The sequence below is a fragment of the Amycolatopsis pretoriensis genome (genome assembly GCF_900107925.1).
GTDB lineage: Bacteria > Actinomycetota > Actinomycetes > Mycobacteriales > Pseudonocardiaceae > Amycolatopsis > Amycolatopsis pretoriensis.
The window spans coordinates 47,395-66,106 of the sequence record NZ_FNUJ01000017.1 but is presented as its reverse complement, the minus strand read 5'-3'; the positions used below and the strand labels follow the sequence as shown (position 1 = coordinate 66,106).

20 protein-coding genes are annotated in these 18,712 nt (G+C 72.3%); 14 read left to right on the top strand and 6 right to left on the bottom strand.

The annotated features are described in order from the left end of the window. Positions 1 to 8: 8 nt before the first annotated feature. The 8 genes from BLV96_RS46345 to BLV96_RS46310 are packed head-to-tail and all read left to right on the top strand — an operon-like array spanning position 9 to position 8,888. Complete coding sequence (locus BLV96_RS46345; protein ID WP_086675769.1) at positions 9 to 1,277, top strand: ATP-grasp domain-containing protein; 1,269 nt, start codon at positions 9 to 11, stop codon at positions 1,275 to 1,277. A gap of 47 nt (positions 1,278 to 1,324) precedes the next feature. Then, the gene (locus BLV96_RS46340) at positions 1,325 to 2,542 is read left to right on the top strand and encodes an ATP-grasp domain-containing protein (protein ID WP_086675768.1); all 1,218 of its coding nucleotides are present in this window, start codon (positions 1,325 to 1,327) and stop codon (positions 2,540 to 2,542) included. Then, positions 2,539 to 3,780, top strand: a complete 1,242-nt coding sequence (locus BLV96_RS46335) for an MFS transporter (RefSeq protein WP_086675767.1) — start codon at positions 2,539 to 2,541, stop codon at positions 3,778 to 3,780. The genes BLV96_RS46340 and BLV96_RS46335 overlap by 4 nt, the downstream gene beginning before the upstream one ends. 18 nt (positions 3,781 to 3,798) lie before the next feature. Continuing rightward, a complete protein-coding gene (locus BLV96_RS46330; RefSeq protein ID WP_086675766.1) occupies positions 3,799 to 5,133 on the top strand; it encodes a hypothetical protein in 1,335 nt (444 codons plus the stop codon). Positions 5,134 to 5,148: 15 nt separating this feature from the next. Beyond that, a complete protein-coding gene (locus tag BLV96_RS46325; protein WP_086675765.1) occupies positions 5,149 to 5,823 on the top strand; it encodes a cyclase family protein in 675 nt (224 codons plus the stop codon). Continuing rightward, positions 5,816 to 6,973, top strand: a complete 1,158-nt coding sequence (locus BLV96_RS46320) for a DUF362 domain-containing protein (RefSeq protein ID WP_091390422.1) — start codon at positions 5,816 to 5,818, stop codon at positions 6,971 to 6,973. The genes BLV96_RS46325 and BLV96_RS46320 overlap by 8 nt, the downstream gene beginning before the upstream one ends. Next, on the top strand, positions 6,970 to 8,310 hold the full coding sequence (locus tag BLV96_RS46315) for an anthranilate synthase component I family protein (RefSeq protein ID WP_244180974.1): 1,341 nt from the start codon (positions 6,970 to 6,972) through the stop codon (positions 8,308 to 8,310). The genes BLV96_RS46320 and BLV96_RS46315 overlap by 4 nt, the downstream gene beginning before the upstream one ends. Further along, on the top strand, positions 8,307 to 8,888 hold the full coding sequence (locus BLV96_RS46310; RefSeq protein ID WP_086679859.1) for an anthranilate synthase component II: 582 nt from the start codon (positions 8,307 to 8,309) through the stop codon (positions 8,886 to 8,888). The genes BLV96_RS46315 and BLV96_RS46310 overlap by 4 nt, the downstream gene beginning before the upstream one ends. Before the next feature lie 217 nt (positions 8,889 to 9,105). On the opposite strand, the gene BLV96_RS46305 is transcribed toward BLV96_RS46310, so the two are convergent. From BLV96_RS46305 to BLV96_RS46290, 4 genes are all read right to left on the bottom strand, one after another. After that, positions 9,106 to 9,375: a hypothetical protein gene (locus tag BLV96_RS46305; RefSeq protein ID WP_086679857.1), complete on the bottom strand. Its 270-nt coding sequence runs from the start codon at positions 9,373 to 9,375 to the stop codon at positions 9,106 to 9,108. A gap of 162 nt (positions 9,376 to 9,537) precedes the next feature. Beyond that, on the bottom strand, positions 9,538 to 10,122 hold the full coding sequence (locus BLV96_RS46300) for a TetR/AcrR family transcriptional regulator (protein ID WP_086679855.1): 585 nt from the start codon (positions 10,120 to 10,122) through the stop codon (positions 9,538 to 9,540). Then, entirely contained in the window at positions 10,106 to 10,939 is an 834-nt protein-coding gene (locus tag BLV96_RS46295) for a class I SAM-dependent methyltransferase (RefSeq protein WP_086679853.1), read from the bottom strand. The genes BLV96_RS46300 and BLV96_RS46295 overlap by 17 nt, the downstream gene beginning before the upstream one ends. Positions 10,940 to 10,986: 47 nt before the next feature. Continuing rightward, positions 10,987 to 11,946 (bottom strand): ArsR/SmtB family transcription factor, encoded by a 960-nt coding sequence (locus tag BLV96_RS46290; protein ID WP_086679851.1) that lies wholly within the window; start codon positions 11,944 to 11,946, stop codon positions 10,987 to 10,989. A 406-nt stretch (positions 11,947 to 12,352) separates the two neighbouring features. Between BLV96_RS46290 and BLV96_RS46285 the strand changes: the two genes are divergently transcribed. From BLV96_RS46285 to BLV96_RS46265, 5 genes are read left to right on the top strand one after another with little or no spacing between them, the layout of a single operon-like run. Next, a complete protein-coding gene (locus BLV96_RS46285; RefSeq protein WP_244180973.1) occupies positions 12,353 to 14,563 on the top strand; it encodes a HAMP domain-containing sensor histidine kinase in 2,211 nt (736 codons plus the stop codon). 5 nt (positions 14,564 to 14,568) lie between these two features. Beyond that, complete coding sequence (locus tag BLV96_RS46280) at positions 14,569 to 14,991, top strand: roadblock/LC7 domain-containing protein (protein ID WP_167379962.1); 423 nt, start codon at positions 14,569 to 14,571, stop codon at positions 14,989 to 14,991. Beyond that, positions 14,988 to 15,365 (top strand): DUF742 domain-containing protein, encoded by a 378-nt coding sequence (locus BLV96_RS46275; RefSeq protein ID WP_086679849.1) that lies wholly within the window; start codon positions 14,988 to 14,990, stop codon positions 15,363 to 15,365. The genes BLV96_RS46280 and BLV96_RS46275 overlap by 4 nt, the downstream gene beginning before the upstream one ends. Further along, the gene (locus tag BLV96_RS46270) at positions 15,346 to 15,933 is read left to right on the top strand and encodes a GTP-binding protein (protein ID WP_167379957.1); all 588 of its coding nucleotides are present in this window, start codon (positions 15,346 to 15,348) and stop codon (positions 15,931 to 15,933) included. The genes BLV96_RS46275 and BLV96_RS46270 overlap by 20 nt, the downstream gene beginning before the upstream one ends. Before the next feature lie 19 nt (positions 15,934 to 15,952). Continuing rightward, positions 15,953 to 16,711 (top strand): MHYT domain-containing protein, encoded by a 759-nt coding sequence (locus BLV96_RS46265; RefSeq protein WP_167379961.1) that lies wholly within the window; start codon positions 15,953 to 15,955, stop codon positions 16,709 to 16,711. On the opposite strand, the gene BLV96_RS46260 is transcribed toward BLV96_RS46265, so the two are convergent. Continuing rightward, positions 16,708 to 17,316, bottom strand: coding sequence for a PaaI family thioesterase (locus BLV96_RS46260; protein ID WP_086679845.1), 609 nt, complete (start codon positions 17,314 to 17,316; stop codon positions 16,708 to 16,710). The two genes, BLV96_RS46265 and BLV96_RS46260, sit on opposite strands and share 4 nt — an antisense overlap. A gap of 30 nt (positions 17,317 to 17,346) precedes the next feature. Next, a complete protein-coding gene (locus tag BLV96_RS46255; protein WP_086679843.1) occupies positions 17,347 to 18,108 on the bottom strand; it encodes an SDR family NAD(P)-dependent oxidoreductase in 762 nt (253 codons plus the stop codon). Positions 18,109 to 18,177: 69 nt separating this feature from the next. Between BLV96_RS46255 and BLV96_RS50175 the strand changes: the two genes are divergently transcribed. Next, positions 18,178 to 18,693 (top strand): hypothetical protein, encoded by a 516-nt coding sequence (locus tag BLV96_RS50175; RefSeq protein ID WP_086679841.1) that lies wholly within the window; start codon positions 18,178 to 18,180, stop codon positions 18,691 to 18,693. The last annotated feature ends 19 nt before the right edge of the window (positions 18,694 to 18,712 follow it).

Genomic DNA, 18,712 nt, shown 5'->3' with positions numbered 1-18,712 from the left:
GAACGGACATGAGACGCATCGGGTTCGTCGAGTCGAACCGGTCCGGATCCGGCTTCGACGCCCTGCGGGCGGCGCGCGGGCTGGGCCTGCACGTCACCTTCTTCAGCTGCGGGCTGGACCGCTACCACGCGACGCCGGGTGGCACCGAGGTGCTCGAAACGTGCGTCGACGAGTTCGTGTCCTGCCCGACCCACGAGCTGGAACCGCTGCTGGAGGCGGTCAAGGCCGTCGACGCCGCCAAGCCGCTCGACGCGCTGCTGTCGGTGGCCGAGTACGAGGTGATCCAGGCCGCCGAGGCGGCCCGCCAGCTCGGCCTGCCCGGTCCCGACCCGGCCGCCATCCGGATCGCCCGCGACAAGGCCGCGCAACGGCGGCGGTGGGCCGAGCGCGGAGTCCCCGTCCCGGAGTTCCGGGTGGTCACCACGGCCGAACAGGCCGTGCGCGCCGCCGAAGAGATCGGCTTGCCCTGCGTGGTCAAGGCCGTCGACGAGACCAGCGGCGCGCACGTCGTCCGCTGCACGACGCTCGACGAGGTCACCGGCACGTTCACCGCGATCCGCTCCGCGACGACCAACCGGCGCGGCCAGGCCCGCTCGCCCGAGGTGCTCGTCGAAGAGTGCCTCGTCGGGTTCGAGGTCAGCGTCGAGGTGCTGGCCGAGGCGGGCGCGGTCCGCGTGCTCGGCGTCACCGACAAGATCCTCGGCGGCCGCAACCGGTTCGTCGAGCTGGGGCACAGCTTCCCGACGGCGCTGCCCGGCGATGTCCGGCGCGAGCTGGAGTCGGCCGCCGTGGCCGCGACCGAGGCCGTCGGCTTCGACCTCGGCATCGCGCACGTGGAGATCAAGTACACCGGCGACGGCCCGAAGCTGATCGAAATCAACCCGCGGCCGGCGGGCGACCGGATCACCGAGCTGATGGACGCGAGCTTCGGCTGGAGCACGATGGAACTGCTGCTCCGCCAGTACCTCGGCGAATCCACCGGCGACGTCGTGGCCGAGCCGAAGTGCGGAGCCGCCATCCGGTACCTCACCGCCGACCCCGGGGTCGTGACCGCCGTGACCGGCCTGGACATCGCGGCCGCGGTGCCCGGGGTCCGCGAAGCCGGGGTGTCGGTCGAACCCGGCGGGCGGGTCGACCCGTTGCGGGTGAACGAAGACCGCGTCGGCCACGTCCTCGCCACGGCCGCCGACGCCTACCTGGCGGGCCGGATCGCCGAGGCCGCCGCCCAGCAGATCGTGGTGGAAACCCGCGCCGATGCGCCGCCGATGGCCCGCTGATGGCCGCGTCGGTGAGGCTGGACCCCGGACCGGGAGGAAGAGAAGACATGCCGAACCTCGTGATGGTGATGCCCTATAAGGCATACCTCGGCAAGGCGCGGGCGGAGGGCTTCCGGATCACCGCGATCTGGGACCCGGCCGAGGCCACGCGGCTGTTCGGCGCGGAGGCGCCCGCGTACCTCAAGGAGGTCGAGGGCCTCGCCGAGAGCCTGTGGCTGGTGGACTTCACCGACCGCGGCGCCTACGCCGAAGCGATCCGCGCGGCCGTGCGGGACACCGGTGCCGGGCACGTCTGGCACGTCGGCAGCGAGGAGAGCATGCAGCTTGCCTACGAGGTCGCCGACGAGCTGGGCGTGGCCGTCAACTCGCCGCGCTCGGTGTTCCTGCTCAACGACAAGCTCGCCATGCGGACCCTGTTGCACGACAAGGGCATCTCGACCGTCCGGTTCGCCGTCGCGGACCGCTGGCAGGACGTCGAACCCCTGCTCGCGCGGTTCACGCTGCCGGTCGTCGTGAAGCCCGCCGCGCTGTCGGCCAGCCGCGGGACGAGGTTGCTCACCGATCCGGCCGAGCTGCCCGCCTGGGGCGACGAGCTGGCCGCGCTGGCCTACTCCGGCCCGCTCCTGGTCGAGGAATACCTGCGCGGCCCGGAATTCAGCGTCGAGACGATGACCGTGCGCGGCGAGCACCACGTCCTCGGCGTGACGCGCAAGCTGCTCGGCCCGCTCCCGCACTTCGTCGAGCGGGGTCACCTCTTCGGCGAGCCGGAAACGGCCGAGACGCGGGAGGTCGCCGCGCTCGCGGTCGAGCTGCTCGACGCCGTCGGCTACCAGTGCGGCCCGGCGCACACCGAGGTCATCCGCACCGCGGACGGGCCGCGGATCGTCGAGTCGCAGGCCCGGCTGGGCGGGGACAAGATCCCGGACATCATCGAGCACGCGCGCGGTTTCGACGTCAAGCGCGCGATGTTCGCCGCGCTCGCCGGGCGGACGTCGCTGCCGGAGCCGGGTGGCTCGGTGGGGCACATCGCGTACTTCTCCTTCCCCACGGGAGTTCTGCGGTCCGTCGAGGGTCTCGATGCGGCGAAGGCACTGCCCTATGTGGACACCCTGAGCTTCCCCTTCGCTCCCGGAGACGTCCTGCCGGAGACCGTCAGTTCCAAGACCCGGCACGGTTTCGTGATCCTCACCGGTTCCGAAGACGCGGAACAGGCCCAAGCCCGCGCGGACCACGTCCGCTCGCTGATCGAGGTGGTCCTCCGATGAGGAGCTTCTTCGCCCTGCACCGCAACGTCCGGGTCCGGATCGGCCTCGCGTTCGTGCACAAGCTGATCGACGCGATGATCCTGACGTTCATCGCGATCTACCTCGCGGCGCACGTGGGTGTCGCCGTCGCGGGCGCGCTGATCCTGGTGTTCGCCGCGTTCGCGTTGGTCGGCATGCTGGTGGGCGGCCACCTGTCCGAACGCTGGGGCCGGCGTCCGGTGCTCGTCATCGGCGACCTGATCGGCACGGGGTTCCTCGTCGTGATGGCGGTCGCCTACTACTCGGAGTGGGGCGCGCTCGCGGTCTACTTCTCCTACGCCGTGGTGAAGTTCGGGACGAACCTCGCGCTGCCCGCCAACGACGCGACGATCATCGACGTCACGCCGCCGGAGGACCGCAAGTTCGTCTACACGGTCAACTACTGGGTGATCAACGTCGCCCTCGGCACCGGCGCCCTGCTCGGCGCTTTCCTGTACAGCACCCACTTCGGCGCGGTGATCCTCGGCGGCGCGATCGGGATGGCGTTCGCCCTCACGATCACGGTGACGATGGTGGCGGAGACCAAGCCGGAGGTCCCCCGGCCGCCGACCAAGTTGACCGGGCTCGCGCAGTTCGCGCAGGGCTACAAGGTCGTGCTGGCCGACTCGACGTTCCGCCGGCTGATCATCGCGGCCACGCTGATCCTGACCCTCGAAGGGCAGCTGAGCACCGCGATCGGCATCCGGCTGTCGACGGACTTCCCGACGCAGCCCGTGTTCCCGTTCGGCGCGGTGACCGGTGTGGAGATGCTCGGCGTGCTCAAGGCGGTCAACACGGTCCTGGTCGTGGCGTTCGCCCTGGTGGTCAACACGCTGCTGAAGCGGATGCCGGATCGCGCGCGGCTCTACGCGGGCATCACGTTGTACGCGGGCGGGTTCGCCGTGCTGGCGGTCACCGACGACGCGTGGCTGCTGCTCGTCGCCGTCGTCGTGCTGACCGTCGGGGAACTGATGAACCTCCCGGTGCAGCAGGCGCTGCTCGCCGAACTGGCGCCGGACGACGGCCGGCCGCGGTACCTGGCCGCGTACTACCTGCACATCCGGTTCGGCCAGATCGTCAACTCGATCCTGATCAGCCTGAGCGCGGTGGTGAGCATGGCCGGGATGGCCGGGATCTACCTGGCCTTCGGCGTCGTGATCATCCTGCAGTACCGGGCGATCCTGGCCCGGCGCGAGACCCGCGTCGCGGTCTCCGCCTGACTCCCTGGGAAGGTAACCATGTCGGCACGGTCCGAGCGGATCACCAAGGCCTACCTCGCCGGGTGCGAGGAGGCGGACAGCCCGCTGCGCCACGCGCGCGAGAGCCTCGAGCTGTCGGAGACCAAACGGCGGTCCTGGCCCCGGCTGCTGCCGCGGCCGGTCGTCGTGGACGAGGCGGAGTACCGGGCGTTCGGCCGCGACCTCGTGACGGTCTACGAGCTCGTCGGCAGCCTGCCGCGGCGGCTGTTCGACGGCGATTTCGACCGGTTCCGCCGGTCGCTCGGCATCGACGACCGGCACGCGGCGCTGATGACCCGGCTGCTCGGCGAGGAACCGCCGCCGCTGTACGGCCGCGCCGACGTCTACTACGACGGCTCGGCGTTCAAGCTGCTGGAGTACAACATCGGCAGCGCCCTCGGCGGCCTGGACATGGTGGGCACGCTGCCCAAGGCGTACCTGCGGGTCCCCGCGGTCGCCGAGTTCGCCGCCGAGCACGGCCTCGGGTTCCTCGACATGGGCTCCGACCTCGCCGAGGCGCTGCGCAACGCGGGCAAGACGATCGGCGCCGGCGAGCCGGTGGTGGCGATCGTCGAAGGCCCCGGCGGGATGACGACGTACGGCCACCAGCGGCGCGCGATCGCCGAGCTGCTCGAGGAAAACGACGTCGTCTGCCGGGTGGGGGAGATCGGCGACCTGGAGTTCCGGTCCGGGAAGCCATACCTCGACGGTGCGCGTGTCGACGTCATCCTGCGCTACTACGGCCTCGAGGAAATGCTGGAGCACCCGGACTGCGACGCGCTCCTGGAGCCGGTCTTCCGCGCCCACGAGAACGGCCAGGTCGTCGTCTGGACGCCGACGAACGTGTTCAGCAACAAGGGAACCCTGGCGATGCTGTCCGAGTTCGTGGACGCCTTCGAGCCGGCCGAGCGGGCGGCGATCGAGCGCGTGCTGCCGTGGTGCCGGATGCTCGGCCGCCCCGGCGCCGGCCCGGACGCCGGGCGCATCGACGAGTGCCTCGAACGGCAGGACCAGCTGGTGTACAAGCCGACCGGCCTCTACGGCGGCCAGGGCGTCGTCATCGGCCCCGAGGTCGACGCGGCGACCTGGCGGGAAACGCTCGAAGCCGGCTCGCGGACCGGTTCGCTCGTCCAGGAGATCGTGCGGCCCAACCTGGAGACGGTGATCGACCCCGAGACCGGCGCGCGGTCCGAGTGGTACGCGCTGTGGGCGGCGTTCATGACCCCGTCCGGCCTTTCCGGCGGCGGCGTGCGCGCGATCCCGCCCGGCGGCACCACCGTCATCACGATGATCAACAACCCCGACGTCCGCAACACCTGCCTCTTCACCTGCTGAGCAAGGAGAACCCCGGTGCCCCGACTCGTCGACCTCACCCACGGCTTCTACGACGGAATGCCGTCCTACCCCGCCGACTGGTTCCCGAAGTTCGTCAGCGAACGCTCGATGACGCCGGAGACCGACCCGTACGGCACCAAGCGCACGTTCTCGTACCTGCACGTGTTCCCGCACAACGGGACGCACATGGAGTACAAGCTGCACTTCTACCCCGGCACCGAAGGCATCGACGAGGTGCCGCTGCAGACGTTGATCGGCCGCGCCTGCGTCGCCGACCTGTCGCACAAGGGCGAGCTGGACGAGGTGACCGGCGACGACCTGGAGAAGGCGCTGCGGCCGGTGTGGCAGCCCGGCGACCGGCTGCTCATCCGCACCGACTACCTGCGGCACAACTGGGGCCGGCCCGACTACTGGGACCGCCCGCCGTACCTGACGCCGTCGGCCGCGCAGTGGGCGATCGACAACGGCGCCTGTCTCATCGGCTTCGACTGCCTCACCGAGCGGCCGGGCGACGGCGAGTCCCCGGTGCACCACGCGCTGCTGGCCGCCGGGATCCCGCTGCTGGAGTACGTCACGAACATGCACGAGCTGACCAAGCAGGTGGTGCAGCTGATCGCGCTGCCCACCAAGGTCGCCGGCGCCGAGGCCGCACCGGCGCGCGTCATCGCGATGGAGGACTCGGATGACTGAATCGGTCGCCCTCTCGGCCGTCGGTGGTGACGCCGACGTGCCGGACGGCCTGGCCCGGCTGCTCGACCTGCTCGGCGACCCGCTGTCCGCGCTGCCGCCCGGCGCGGAGGTGCTGATCAAGCCGAACCTCTTCCAGACCGCGCCCGGCTTCCACGTGCGGCCGGCGCTGCTGGCCGCGATCGCCCGAGCTGTCGCCGAACACGGGGCACGGCCGGTGATCGCCGAGCGCACGCACGCGATCTACGAAATCCTGCGTGACCACGAGGCCGCGAAGTACGCCCGCGTCGTCAGTTTCGACGACTTGCCGCTGCGCATCACCGGCATCCCCGGGGCGACGTCGCTGCGGGTGCCGATCGCCGTCCCCGAGCTGATCCTGGACTGCGACTACTTCATCGGCGTCCCGCAGCTGCGCACGCACGCGAGCGTCGTCTACTCGAACGCGATGAAGAACCTGGTCGGGCTGCTGCCCGGGTACACGACCCGGATCGTGCACATGGCCGGCGTCGACGAGTCCACTGTGGACTTGAACCTGATGCGCCCGCAGGACCTGGTCGTCTGCGACGGGACCACCGTGATCGAGGGCAACTACCCGATGGACGGGCAGGCCCGTGAGGTCGGCTTCCTGGCGGCGAGCCGCAACGCCGTCGCGCTCGACGTCGCGGTCGGGACGCTGGCGGGCTTCGACCCGGACAGCGTCGCCTACCTGCGCGACGCGCACGCGCGGGGGATGGGTCCCCTTTCCCTCGACGACATCGAGCTGCTCGGGACCCCGCTCGACGAGCTGGCCTTCGACATGGTGAAAGCGCCGGTCGAGATCGTCGTGCCGCGCGAAGGCATCCACGTCCACGCCGACAACGCGTGCCCGGCGTGCAGCCGGTTCGTCGCCGGCGCCATGCGGGCGCTGGCCGGCGAACTGTGCGAGTGGGACGGGGAAATGACGGTCATCTCCGGGCCGCAGGTTTCGCTCCCGCCGTTGCGCGGGGAGGTCGTCCTCGTCGGGAACTGCCTGTACGAGAGCCGGGACCTCGGCATCTTCGTCGAAGGCTGCCCGCCGCGGGCGATCCAGCTCGCCGCGTTCCGCTACGCGATGGGCAAGCCCGTCGGCGACCACGAGCGGACGCAGTTCCGCGTGCCGGCGGTCGCGCGATGATCACGTCCGCGCTGTCCCCGGGCGCCCGGCTGCACCGCTGTGTCGTCCCACTGGTGTCCACAGTGGACCCGGTGGCGGCCGCGGCGGCCCTGCGGCCCGCCGGACGCGTCATGCTCACCGCCGGGCCGGGCGGGCGGGACGCGGTGCTGGCGGCGGGGGAGCTCGCCGTGCTGTCGCACCCCGGCGGCGACGGGCCCGCGCCGCTCACCGCGGCGGTGGACCTGCTGGCCGGGCTGGACCTGCCGCCGGACCGCACCGACGCCGAGGCGGCCTGGTACGGGTTCCTGGCCTACGACGCCGCGCGCGACTTCGAACGGCTGCCCAGCCGGCACCCGGCGAGCGGCCGGCCGGTGTACGAGTTCTTCCTGCCCGAGGTGCTGGTCACCGAGGGCCGGGTGATCGGCCGGGGCACGACCCCCGCGGCGGCCCGCAAGGCGGCCGAGCGGGTCGCGCGGACGCTCGACGGGCTCGTCGTCGCTCCACTCGGGACGGTCGCGGTCGGCGCCGGGACGTTCGGCTTCGCCTACGACGAGTACGTTCACGCTCTGCGGCGAGCTCAGCAGCACATCCTGGACGGCGATGTCTTCCAGCTGGTGCTGTCGAACCCCTGGACGGCGCCGGCCACTGTGGACGGATTGACCGTCTACAGGCGACTGACGGAGATCAACCCGTCGCCTTACCACTTCTGGTACGGCGGACCGGAGTTCGAAGCCGTGGGCGCGTCGCCGGAGCCGTGCTTGACGCTGAGAGGTGGCCGGGCGCTGATCCGCCCGCTGGCCGGGACCCGCCCGCGGGGCCGCGACGGCCGCGCCGACCGGCTCGCCGAGGATGACCTGCGCTCGTCGGTGAAGGAGCTGGCCGAGCACCGGATGCTGGTCGACCTGGCCCGCAACGACCTGGGCCGCGTTTGCCGCCCCGGCACGGTTTCGGTGGAGCGGCTGATGGAGGTCGAGCGGTACTCGCACGTCATGCACCTGACGTCCGACGTGTGGGGCGAGCCGGCCCGCGAGCATGGGACGGCCGAGCTGATCCGGGCGACGTTCCCGGCGGGCACCATGACGGGCACGCCGAAGGTGCGCGCGATGGAGATCATCGATTCTTTGGAGCCTGCGCGGCGCTGGCTGTACTCGGGCGCGGTCGGCTCGTTCGGGGTGTCCCATGTGGACCTGTACCTGACGATCCGCAGCATGGTGTGGTGCGACGGCGAAATCCGGCTGCAGGCGGGCGGCGGCATCGTCCACGACTCCGACCCGGCGGAGGAGTACGCGGAGTGCCTGGCGAAGCTCGGGTCCGGGGCGCGGGCCCTGGGCGTGACGGTGGAAGGGGCGGCCGCGTGATCTGCGTGCTCGACAACTACGACTCGTTCGTCTACAACCTGGTGCAGTACCTGGGCGACCTCGGGGCGTCGTGCCAGGTGTACCGCAACGACGAGGTGTCGGTCGCGGACGTGGCCGCGCTCGAGCCGGAGATGGTGCTGATCTCCCCGGGCCCGGGCGACCCGGCGGACGCGGGCATTTCGGTGGAGCTGGTCCGCGCACTGGCGGGGCGGGTACCGATCCTCGGGGTGTGCCTGGGCCACCAGGCGATCGGAGCGGCGTTCGGCGCCCGGGTGGTGCACGCGGCGGAGCCGATGCACGGCAAGTGCTCACCCCTGGCCCACGACGGCCGGGGTGTGTTCACGGGATTGCCGAACCCGTTGACGGTGGCCCGCTACCACTCGCTGGTACTGGACCCGGCCTCGCTGCCGGCGGACCTGGTGGTGACGGCGTGGTCGTCGACGGGCGAGGTGATGGGAGTGCGGCACCGGGAGCTGCCGATCGAGGGGGTCCAGTTCCACCCGGAGTCCCTGTTCACCGAGGGCGGCATGGCGATGGTGGCGAACGCCCTGCGTCCGCGCACCCTCGTGCGCAGTTAGGCGAGTTCCGCCGAAACGACCGGCGTCAGCCCGGGGTCGCGGCGCCGAAGCCGCCTCGGGCGCGCGGCTGAAGAGTGCCTTTCAGCTCGCCCGCTGGGCCAGCTCCGCCGAGGCGGCCGACGCCGGCACGCGCGGCGGTTCGCCGCCACCGGCCGGCCAGCCGGTCGGGCCGGAGCCCCTCGGGCGCGCGGCTCGAGGTGCCTCTTCGGCTAGCCCGCTAGACCAGCTCCGCCGAAACGACCGGCGTCAGCCCGCGCAGCCGGTCCAGCAGCGGCTCGGTCTCCTCCGCGGCCAGCAGCACCGCGCAGACCATGCTGCTCTCGCGAACACCGTCCTTGATGTCGACGGACAGCTCGTGGACCAAGTGGCCACCCAAGGCGCTGACCAGCGCCGGGATCTCGTCGGCGCCGCCGACGAAGTACGTGGCGATGCGGCGGCGCAGCAGCATCGCCGAGCGGTTTGCGGGAATGGCGAAAGACGTGGACATGGCTGATCTCCCAAGAGAAAGACGGGTATGAGAGGCCAGGTCCCGGGAAAGCGCGATCGACGACGCTGCGCGCCGGCGACCTGGGTTCAGCCGGCGCGCCGGGTTACGAGTCGCGAGGACGTCATCAGGCGCTGCACGGCGTCAGGCTAACACGCAGGCGGCTCAAGGACGCAACACCCGATCGAGGAGCGCGGTCACCGTGTCGCGGTAGCGGCGCGGGTCCAGATCGGGCTCCCACGAGCGCTGGAGCAGGAAACCCTGGATCAGCGCGAGCAGCACCCGCGCGAACATGTCCGGCTCGACGCCCTCCGGCAACCCCATGCCGGCCAGCGCCCGGCCGACCTCGTCGAGCGGGGCGAGCCCCTCGGTGACGATCCGCCGGAGCCGCTCGTCGTGCTGGGCGCGGGCCCAGACGTGGACCGTCACGCGCCGCCGCCGGGCCTCCTCCGGGTCGGCCACCCAGTCGAAGTACGCGTCCAGGAACCGCTTCAGCGCGTCCGGTCCGCCGTCCGCGATCGCCGCGGCGACGAGGTCGCGCTCGTGTTCGTGCCGGTCGGCGGCGACCGCCTCGATGATCGCCTCCTTGCCGTCGAAGTAGCGGTAGATCGCGCCCGCGCTCATCCCCGACTCGGCGACGATGTCCTGCATGGACGCGCCGTCCGGGCCGGCCTTCTCGAAGCACGTCATCACCGCGTCGAGGATCCGCTGACGCTGGGCCGCGCGGCGCTCGTCACTGATGCGGGGCATCGGCCCTCCTCGCCGCGATCGCGATCCGGTACAGCCCCGAGCCGCCGCCCGCTTCCTGGGCCGAGACGTCTTGTCGCAGGTCGAAGCCGTGCTCGGCCAGGAATGCGCCGGTCGAGGCCGGCAGCAACCCGAAGGTCCACGGCTCCCCGGACCGCGCGACGGCCCGCACCCACCGGCGCGCCTCGGGGAAGGGGCTCGGCTCGTGCAGCGCGCGGACGTCGACGTAGGTGAAGACCAGGTCGCCGCCGAGCCCGTGCACGGCGGCCAGCGTCGTGCCGACGGCCTCGGCGGTCAGGTAGTTGGTGACGCCCTCCCAGACGAACACGCTCGGTTTCCGCGGGTCGAAGCCGCTTTCGGTGAGCCGGGCCGGGAGGTCGTCGCGTTCGAAGTCGACCGGCACGTACCGAGGGCCCGCGCCCAGGACGGCTCGCTTCCGGGCCTGGGTGGCCGGGTGGTCGACCTCGAAGACGGCCCGGCCGGCGAGCGCGGGCAGCCGGTGGGCGCGCGTGTCGTAGCCGGCGCCGAGCAGGACGCACTGGGTTTCGCCGGTCATGGCCGAGGTCAGGGCGTCGTCGATCACCTTGGTCCGCGTGATGCCGGACGCGCGCGGTCCGGGCCCGGCGACTGCGTCGTAGAGGCTGAACGCGAGGTGCCGGACGCCGGGCAGCCGCGCCGCTTCGGCGAGGACGCGCAGCGACGGACGCAGGAAGGCGGTCGCGTACGGGTCGTCGAAGAGGCGGCGCCCGGCTGGGCGGTGGGATTCGAACGCCCGCTGCAGGGCCATCGTCTCCGCGGTGAAGCTGGCTCGGGACTCCATAGCGAATGATTGTTCGCTTTGGCGGGCCGGTCGCGCAAGCCCCGGGGTCAGCCGGCGCGGATGACGCCCAGGCCCAGCGGGGTGACCTCGTGGATCTGCGACTTCCCCGACCGCGCGGTGGTGATCAGCCCGCTCGCCCGCAGCACCGACGCCTGCTGGCTGGCCGTCGCCAGCGACACGCCCGTCAGCGCCGCCAGCTCGCTCGTGTTGCACCGGGTGGTCGCCACCGTCACCAGCACCCGCGCCCGCGTCTGGCCGAGCAGCGCCACCAGGGACGGCCCGGGCTCGGCGTCGCTGTCGAAACGCTGGTGGCCGATCGAGTACACCAGCACCGGCGGCAGGGCCGGGTCCTTGTACGTCGTCGGCATGCCGTGCGCGAAGAACGTCGGGACGAGGCGGAGGCCGCGGCCGTCGAGGTGCAGCTCCTGCTCGATCGGGAAGCGCACCCGCAGCACCGGCGGCGTCCACGTGACGTCCGGGTGCAGCGTCGAGAGCAGCAGCTGCGGCCCGCCGCGGTCCAGGTTCGCCTGCAGCCGGCGGCGGTCGCGGGCGACGGCGTGGCGGACCGTCGCCCAGTCCGGGGCCAGGCACTGGCGGTAGTAGTCGTGCAGGGCCGTGCCGAGCCGGTGCAGTTCGCGGGTCTCGCCGCCGGCCAGCCGGCGCAGCCACGGCGTGACGCGCGTGCCCTGCGCCGCCAGCTCCGCGACGTCCCCGGCCAGCGCCTTCGCCGGGGTCGCGAGCACCGACGAGACACCGTCACCGATCGTGGCGTGCCCGGCCGGGGTGAGGAAGTCCGGGCAGTACCCGTACGGCGGGACGGCCGACATCAGCAGCCGGCCGGACTCGGGGACGGCGGTGCGCGACCCCTTGCGCCACCGGCCGAAGAACGGCTCGCCCTCGGGCCGGCGGATCCGGTAACTGCTCATCAGCAGCTCCCACATCGGGTCCGCGTCCTCGGCGATGGTCACCTTCGCCAGGTCCGCGTCCGTGAAGTGGATCTTCAGCATGCCCGCACCGCTCCTTTCCCGGCCGAGAATAGCCGTGGTGACGCGGAGTGACGTTTCACCCAGGCGCGAAAGGTTCGTACGGCTGTTGACGCTGCTCACGCGCCCCTGAGACCGTCGTGCTCGCCTCTCGCCGGATTTCACGGCGAGTGGTGCGGGCCGGCTGGGGGTCGGCCCGGCCCGCGACCGTCCGAAGCGGACGGCCCGGCGGACGGAAATTCACGCACTTCGCGAAGCCGGAATACCGCGTCGCCGACCATTACCCTCCGTAGCTGATGCGTACGGGGGAAACGGCCGCCTTTCCTTGACAGCACCGTGGCCCGCGGAGTTATGTCTCCGGTCTGAATTCCGGAAAAAAGTTCCCGGAAATCGTTCTCGGGTCACCGGTACGAATCGAGCCACGCCACCGATGAAAGAAGATGAACCGCTTCGCCGTCGTTCCGCCGCGTCGTGGAATCCCGGCAGCTGGCGGCTGCGCACCAAGATCTCCGTCGTGTTGCTGCTGCCCGTCCTGGTCGCGCTGCTGCTGGCGGGTGGGCGCGTGCAGGCCGAGCTCGCCCAGGCCGGCGCGCTGAGCGCCGTGCGCGACCAAATGCCGGTCGTGCAAGGGATCGCCGAGCTCACCGGCCTCGTCGACGAGGAGGTGATCCACGACGGCGCGGCCGCGCAGACCGCCGCGGTCGACGCGAAAACCGCCTCGATCCGCCACGACGCCGAATTCGCGCAGCTCGGCCCGGATCTTTCCGGCACGCTGGAAGATCGATTGGGGAAATTGGCCGGACTGCGCCAGCAGGACGGGCCGGCCGGGGACAGAACCGCCGCCTACCACGACTTCGTCGTCGGCTTGAGCGAGCTGATCCCCGCTATCGTCGCCCAAGCCGGGAATGTCGATCTCGACCGGCCGGCCGATATCACGAAAGCATTGACGCAGCTGAGGACGTCGCTGGCCGGTCAGGAAGTGCCGGCCGGGAGATCCGCGGACTCGCTCGCGGCCGCCGTCGCCGAAGAGACGGTGCTCACCGGGCAGATCCGCCGCGCGCTGCCGTCCGGTGCGGTGGCGGCGCGGTTCGCCGCCGCGACCATCCCCGGCGCCGGCGGGCCCGCGGCCAAGCGCGCGGCGCTCGGGACCATCCTCGACGACCAGGTGAAGACGCTTTCGGACGCCGTCGGCGCCCGGACCAACCTCACCCGGTCCGACGCCCTGCGCGACGCCGCGCTCGTGATCGCGTCCCTGCTCGGCGCCCTCGCCATCGCGCTCGCCGTGGCCCGCTCGGTGGTCGCCCCGATCCGGCGGCTGCACGCGGCCGCGCTCGACACCGCGCGCCGCCGGCTGCCCGCCACCATCGAGCGGATCCGGGAGGGCGAGGACGTCGACTGGCAGTCGACCGAGCGGCTGCCCGTCGAGTCCGAGGAGGAGGTCGGCGAGCTGGCCCGCGCCTTCGACGACATGCACCGGCAGGCGGTGCGGCTGGCCGTCGGCGAGCAGGCCGAGATGCGGATCCAGGTCAGCGAGATGTTCATGACACTCTCGCGGCGCAGCCAGTCGCTGGTGGAGCTGCAACTGTCGGTGATCGAGGACCTCGAAGCCGACGAGCAGGACCCGCAGCGGCTGGCCGAGCTCTTCCAGATCGACCACATCGCCACCCGGCTGCGGCGCAACGGCGAGAACCTGCAGGTCCTCGCAGGCGGGCGGCCGGTGCGCCGCGAGGTCGGGCCGGTCGCGACGGTCGAGCTGCTGCGCGCGGCGACGTCGGAGGTCAAGGACTACCAGCGCGTCACGCTCGGCAACGCGCCCCGCGGGTCGGTGCAGTCCGAGGCCGCGGCCGACGTCGTGCACATCCTCGCCGAGCTGCTGGAGAACGCGATCCGCTCGTCCCCGCCCGACGAGCAGGTCGTGCTCACCGCCGACCGCGGCTTCGACGGCGGCGTGCTGATCGAGGTCGTCGACACCGGCCTCGGCATGACCCGCGAGGACCTCGAAGCGGCGAACGCCCGGCTCGCCGCCGGCGCGTCGGTGAGCCCGGAGACCACCCGCCGGATGGGCTTGTTCGTGGTCAGCAGGCTCGCCGCGTCGCACGGGATCACCGTGCGGCTGCGGCCGACGACCACGCGGACCGCGAGCGCCGGGATCACCGCCAGCGTGCACGTGCCCGGGGTGCTGATCCTGGTCGACCTGCCGCCGCGGCCCGGGCTGCCGCCGGCCCTGAACGGCAGCGCGCGGCACGAGCCGGAACCCCGGTGGCCCGTCGAGGAACCCCCGGCCGTCGCGGATCCCGTGCCGCTGCCGACGCCGATCTTCGACCAGATGCTGTCGCACTGGTTCGCCGACCCGCCCGCGCAACCGGCGCGTCCCGGCGAGTGGGCGACCCCGGCCGACGACGTCCGCCACGCCGCCGAGGCCGCGGTCGGCACGCTGGACGACCTCGAGTTCACCGAGTCGGGCCTGCCGACCCGCCAACCCGGCGCCCAGCTCGCCCCCGGCTCGGTCACCCCGCGCAAGCCGCAGCCCGCCGACTCGTCGTTCCGGGACCCGGCCGCGGTGCGGAGCAACCTTTCCCGGCACTACAGCGGCATGCGCGCGGCCCGCCACCGGGTCGCGACCGACCCGAAGGGCCCCTGATGACCATGAGCACCCGGCAGGAAGGAGCGGAAGTGGTCGACCAGTCCCGCAACTGGCTGGTGTCGGCGTTCACGCAGGAGGTGCCCGGCGTCGCGCACGCCGCGCTCGTCTCGGCGGACGGCCTGCTCGTGGCGGCGAACGACGCGATGCCGCGCGACCGGGCGGACCAGCTCTCCGCGATCGCGTCCGGGCTCGCAAGCCTCGCGCTCGGCACCGCGGACCTGTTCACCGCCGGCCGGGTCGTGCAGTCGGTCATCGAAATGGAGCAGGGCTTCCTGCTGCTGATGAACGTCGGCGACGGCTCGAACCTGGTGGTCCTGGCCAACCCGGGCTGCGACATCGGCCTGGTCGGCTACGAGATGACGCTGCTGGTCGACCGGGTCGGGAAGATGGTCGAGACGCCCGCGCGGCCCGGGGCGGCCCGGTGACCGAAGGCCGGCGACGCGAGGGCCGGCGGCACGCGGCGTCGCTGGCCCGCCCGTACGCGTGGACCGCCGGGCGCACCCGGCCGACGGTCGATCTGGCGGTGGAGGCCCTCGTCGAGACGACGGCCGAGGGGCGGACGGCGCCCTACAGCCCGACCAACCCGCTGGCCGCGGTGACGCAGCTGTGCCTGAACCAGCGCTCGGTGGCCGAGGTCGCGCTGCACCTGGGCGTGCCGCTGGGCGTGGCCCGGGTGCTCATCGGCGACCTGCTGGTCGCCGGCCAGGTGTCGATCCGCGACACGCTCACCGCGGACGCCTCCTTCGACGAACGCAACGACCTGCTCGAAAGGGTCCTCAGTGGACTACGCGCACTCTGACAAGCGGATCACCTCGGCCAAGATCGTCGTGGCCGGCGGGTTCGGGGCCGGCAAGACGACGTTCGTCGGCGCCGTCTCCGAGATCGACCCGCTGCGCACCGAAGCCGTGATGACGGCCGCGGCCGTCGGCGTCGACCGGACCGAAGCGGTGCCCGGGAAGTTCGCCACCACGGTGGCGATGGACTTCGGCCGGCTCACGCTGGCCGACGACCTGATCCTCTACGTGTTCGGCACGCCGGGCCAGCACCGGTTCTGGTTCATGTGGGACGACCTCGTCTGCGGCGCGGTCGCGGCGATCGTCCTGGTCGACACGCGCCGGCTGGCGGACAGCTTCGCCTCGATCGACTTCTTCGAGTCGCGCGGGCTGCCGTTCCTGATCGCGGTCAACCAGTTCCAGGACACGCGCCAGCACCCGCCGGAGCAGGTGCGCGAAGCGCTGAAGATCCCGGCGGAGGTCCAGATCACCACCTGCGACGCGCGGTCGCCGGAGTCGACGAAACAGACCCTCATCGCCGCGGCGGAGTACGCACTCGCCGCGTTGCACGCGCCGCGGCAGCGGCAGGCCTGACAGGAGCCCGGACATGCACATGGACCACGACGACTTCGCGATGGGCCACTGGCTCGTGGTGCTCGCGTACCTCACTTCGGTGGTGGGCTGCGCCCTCGGGCTCGCGTGCACGCTGCAGGCGCGCACGACCGACAACGCGCGCACCCGGCTGACCTGGCTCGGGCTCGCCGCGCTGTCGATCGGCGGTGTCGGCATCTGGGTCATGCACTTCATCGCGATGCTCGGGTTTTCGACGCCGGGGCTGCCGGTGCGCTACGACATCCTGCGCACGGCGCTGTCGGCGGTCCTTTCGGTGGCGGCGGTGTTCTGCGGCCTGCTGGTGTTCGGCGTCCGCAACCGGTTCGCCTGGCGGCGGCTGCTGCTCGGCGGGCTGCTGACCGGGCTCGCGGTGAACGTCATGCACTACACGGGGATGTGGGCGGTCGAGATCAAGGGCACGATCGGCTACGACCCGGTGCTGGTGGCGCTGTCGATGGTGATCGCGGTGGTGGCGGCGACGGCGGCGCTGTGGTTCACGGTCGGGCTGGACAAGCTCCTGCCGCGCCTGGCGGCGGGCCTGGTGATGGCGGCGGCGGTGACGGGCATGCACTACACGGGCATGGCGGCGGTCCGGCTGCACCTCGACCCGGGGGCCCCGGACCCGTCGGGCGCGGAGGTGTTCTCGTTCCTGTTCCCGGTGTTCGTGCTGGCGGCGCTGGCGATGGCGGTGCCGATCTGCGCGGTGCTGATGGCGTCGTCCAGTTCGGACGCTCCCCGCCACACGTCGGTCGCGCGCTAGTCCGAAGTGGACACCGGAAAGCGGAAGCGGACCAGGATCGCCTGGGCCGTCGCGCAAACCTCCTCGCCCGCGCGGAGGGTGCCGGTGGCGTGCAGCTTCCGCCCGTCCCGGCGCTCGAGCCGTCCTTCGACGCTCAGCGGGACGGCATAGGGCGTGCCCCGGTGGTAGTCGACCGTCAGCGACGCCGTCATGCCGGGGAAACCGGCCGCGGCGGTGGCGCGGCCGAGCACGTGGTCCAGGACCGCCGCCACCCAGCCGCCGTGGACCCGGCCCGGCGGACCTTCGTGCGCCGCGCCGAGGAGGACCTCCGCGCGGACCTCGTCCGGCCCGACGTGCGTCCACGAAAGCGGTGGGGCCAGCGGGTTCCCCGGTCCTTCCACGGGGTTGTTGACGCTCAGGTGACCGCCGCCTTCCAGGGCCGCCAGGAGCAGTGGTGGCGCGCCGCCGGTCGCCCGCAGCGCGGCGGTGACCGCTTCGACCCGCGTCGCGGCGGCGGCCAGGTCGGCGTCCTCGCCCGCGCACACGGAAGCTTCGATCAGCTCGCGGATCCGGGACCCCAGCAGCGCGCGCCCGGGCGGCACGCCGTCGACGGTCGGGAAGGTCATCGCGCCCCCAGAACTAGAACGTGTTCCAGGCTACCAGGTCGGCCGGGCCGTGACCCCGCCGTCGACGACGAGGTCGTGCCCGGTGATCCAGGAAGCCAGCGGGGAGGCCAGGAAGACGCACGCGTTGCCGACGTCTTCGGGGGTGCCGAGCCGGCCCAGCGGCGCGGCGCGGTGCCAGCGTTCGACGCCCTCGGGCCAGTCCCGCTCGAGCCCGGCGCGCGCGATCAGCCCGGGGGACACGGTGTTGACGCGGATCCCGCGCGGCCCGTACTCCAGCGCGGCGCCGCGGGCGTGCATGACGAGCGCCGCCTTGGCCGCGCTGTAGTGGACGTGCCCGGGCGCGGGCTGCCGGGCTTCGATCGACGCGACGTGCGTGACGCTGCCGCCGTCGCCCAGCAGCCGCGCGGCGGCCTGGGTGCAGGAGAAGGCGCTGGTCAACGTCGCGTCGAACAGGGAACGCCAGTCTTCGACGGTCAGGTCCGCGAGTGGTTCGACCGGCTGGACACCGGCGTTGTTGACGAGCGCGTCGAGCCGGCCACCCCAGTCCGCGACGGCGGCCAGGAGCGCGTGGCAGGCGTCGTCGTCGGTGAGATCGGCGGCGAAGGCGCGGGCCCGGCCGCCCGCGGCTTCGACGGCGGCGACGAGATCGTCAGCCGCGCCGGGACGTCGGTGGTGCACGGCGACCGAGCTGCCGGCTTCGGCGAACCTCAGGGCGATTCCGCGGCCGAGGGTGCCGGACGCGCCGGTGACGCAGGTGACGGTCCCGGAGAGATCGGGAAGGTGGCTCGGCACGCGGGTGATCGTAGCTTCCGGCGGAATTCTTCCGGCGGATTTGCCGCCTTTCCCCGGTATCGTGCCCGCATGCTGCCGCCGGTGCCCGCCGCCCTCGCCCCCGCCGCACCGGGTTCCGCGCCGTGGTGGGGTGTTCCCGCGGTCGCCGGGGGCTTCCTGCTCGCGGGCGCGGTGATCGCGTTCCTCGCGACCTGGCTGAGCGATCGCCGGCGGCTGAACCACGAGGACCGGCGCCAGTGGGACCGCGACCTCCGCGAGTCCTACCTGGAGATCACGCGGTACTTCGGGCGGATCACGGCGTTCCGGTACCAGGTGCTCACCGACGAGGGTGACCGCCGGTCGCGCTACCAGGCCGGCGCCGAGGCGCTCGCGGGCCTGCGGGAGCAGGTCGCGATGCTGGAGGTGATCGGGACGCCGGCGGTGATCGCCCGGGCGCACGAGCTGGAAGACCGCAGCGCCGCCGTCGTTTCCCTGTGGCACGAGCTGATCAACCCCGGCAAGCCCGAGTACCGGGCCCTGAACGCGGCCCGCAACGAGCTGCTCGACGCCGTCAAGGACAGCGTCCGGGGCGCCCGCCGTCCGTAGCCCGCGCGCGTACCTTGTG

Excerpts from the sequence above, each read along its gene's own strand:
- BLV96_RS46335 (WP_086675767.1), top strand. The coding sequence starts at position 2,539 with ATGAGGAGCTTCTTCGCCCTGCACCGCAACGTCCGGGTCCGGATCGGC.
- BLV96_RS46280 (WP_167379962.1), top strand. The coding sequence starts at position 14,569 with ATGAGCACCCGGCAGGAAGGAGCGGAAGTGGTCGACCAGTCCCGCAAC.
- BLV96_RS46300 (WP_086679855.1), bottom strand. The coding sequence starts at position 10,122 with ATGCCCCGCATCAGTGACGAGCGCCGCGCGGCCCAGCGTCAGCGGATC.
- BLV96_RS46290 (WP_086679851.1), bottom strand. The coding sequence starts at position 11,946 with ATGCTGAAGATCCACTTCACGGACGCGGACCTGGCGAAGGTGACCATC.
- BLV96_RS46260 (WP_086679845.1), bottom strand. The coding sequence starts at position 17,316 with ATGACCTTCCCGACCGTCGACGGCGTGCCGCCCGGGCGCGCGCTGCTG.
- BLV96_RS46340 (WP_086675768.1), top strand. The coding sequence starts at position 1,325 with ATGCCGAACCTCGTGATGGTGATGCCCTATAAGGCATACCTCGGCAAG.
- BLV96_RS50175 (WP_086679841.1), top strand. The coding sequence starts at position 18,178 with ATGCTGCCGCCGGTGCCCGCCGCCCTCGCCCCCGCCGCACCGGGTTCC.
- BLV96_RS46295 (WP_086679853.1), bottom strand. The coding sequence starts at position 10,939 with ATGGAGTCCCGAGCCAGCTTCACCGCGGAGACGATGGCCCTGCAGCGG.
- BLV96_RS46345 (WP_086675769.1), top strand. The coding sequence starts at position 9 with ATGAGACGCATCGGGTTCGTCGAGTCGAACCGGTCCGGATCCGGCTTC.
- BLV96_RS46285 (WP_244180973.1), top strand. The coding sequence starts at position 12,353 with ATGAAAGAAGATGAACCGCTTCGCCGTCGTTCCGCCGCGTCGTGGAAT.
- BLV96_RS46305 (WP_086679857.1), bottom strand. The coding sequence starts at position 9,375 with ATGTCCACGTCTTTCGCCATTCCCGCAAACCGCTCGGCGATGCTGCTG.
- BLV96_RS46315 (WP_244180974.1), top strand. The coding sequence starts at position 6,970 with ATGATCACGTCCGCGCTGTCCCCGGGCGCCCGGCTGCACCGCTGTGTC.
- BLV96_RS46320 (WP_091390422.1), top strand. The coding sequence starts at position 5,816 with ATGACTGAATCGGTCGCCCTCTCGGCCGTCGGTGGTGACGCCGACGTG.
- BLV96_RS46265 (WP_167379961.1), top strand. The coding sequence starts at position 15,953 with ATGGACCACGACGACTTCGCGATGGGCCACTGGCTCGTGGTGCTCGCG.
- BLV96_RS46330 (WP_086675766.1), top strand. The coding sequence starts at position 3,799 with ATGTCGGCACGGTCCGAGCGGATCACCAAGGCCTACCTCGCCGGGTGC.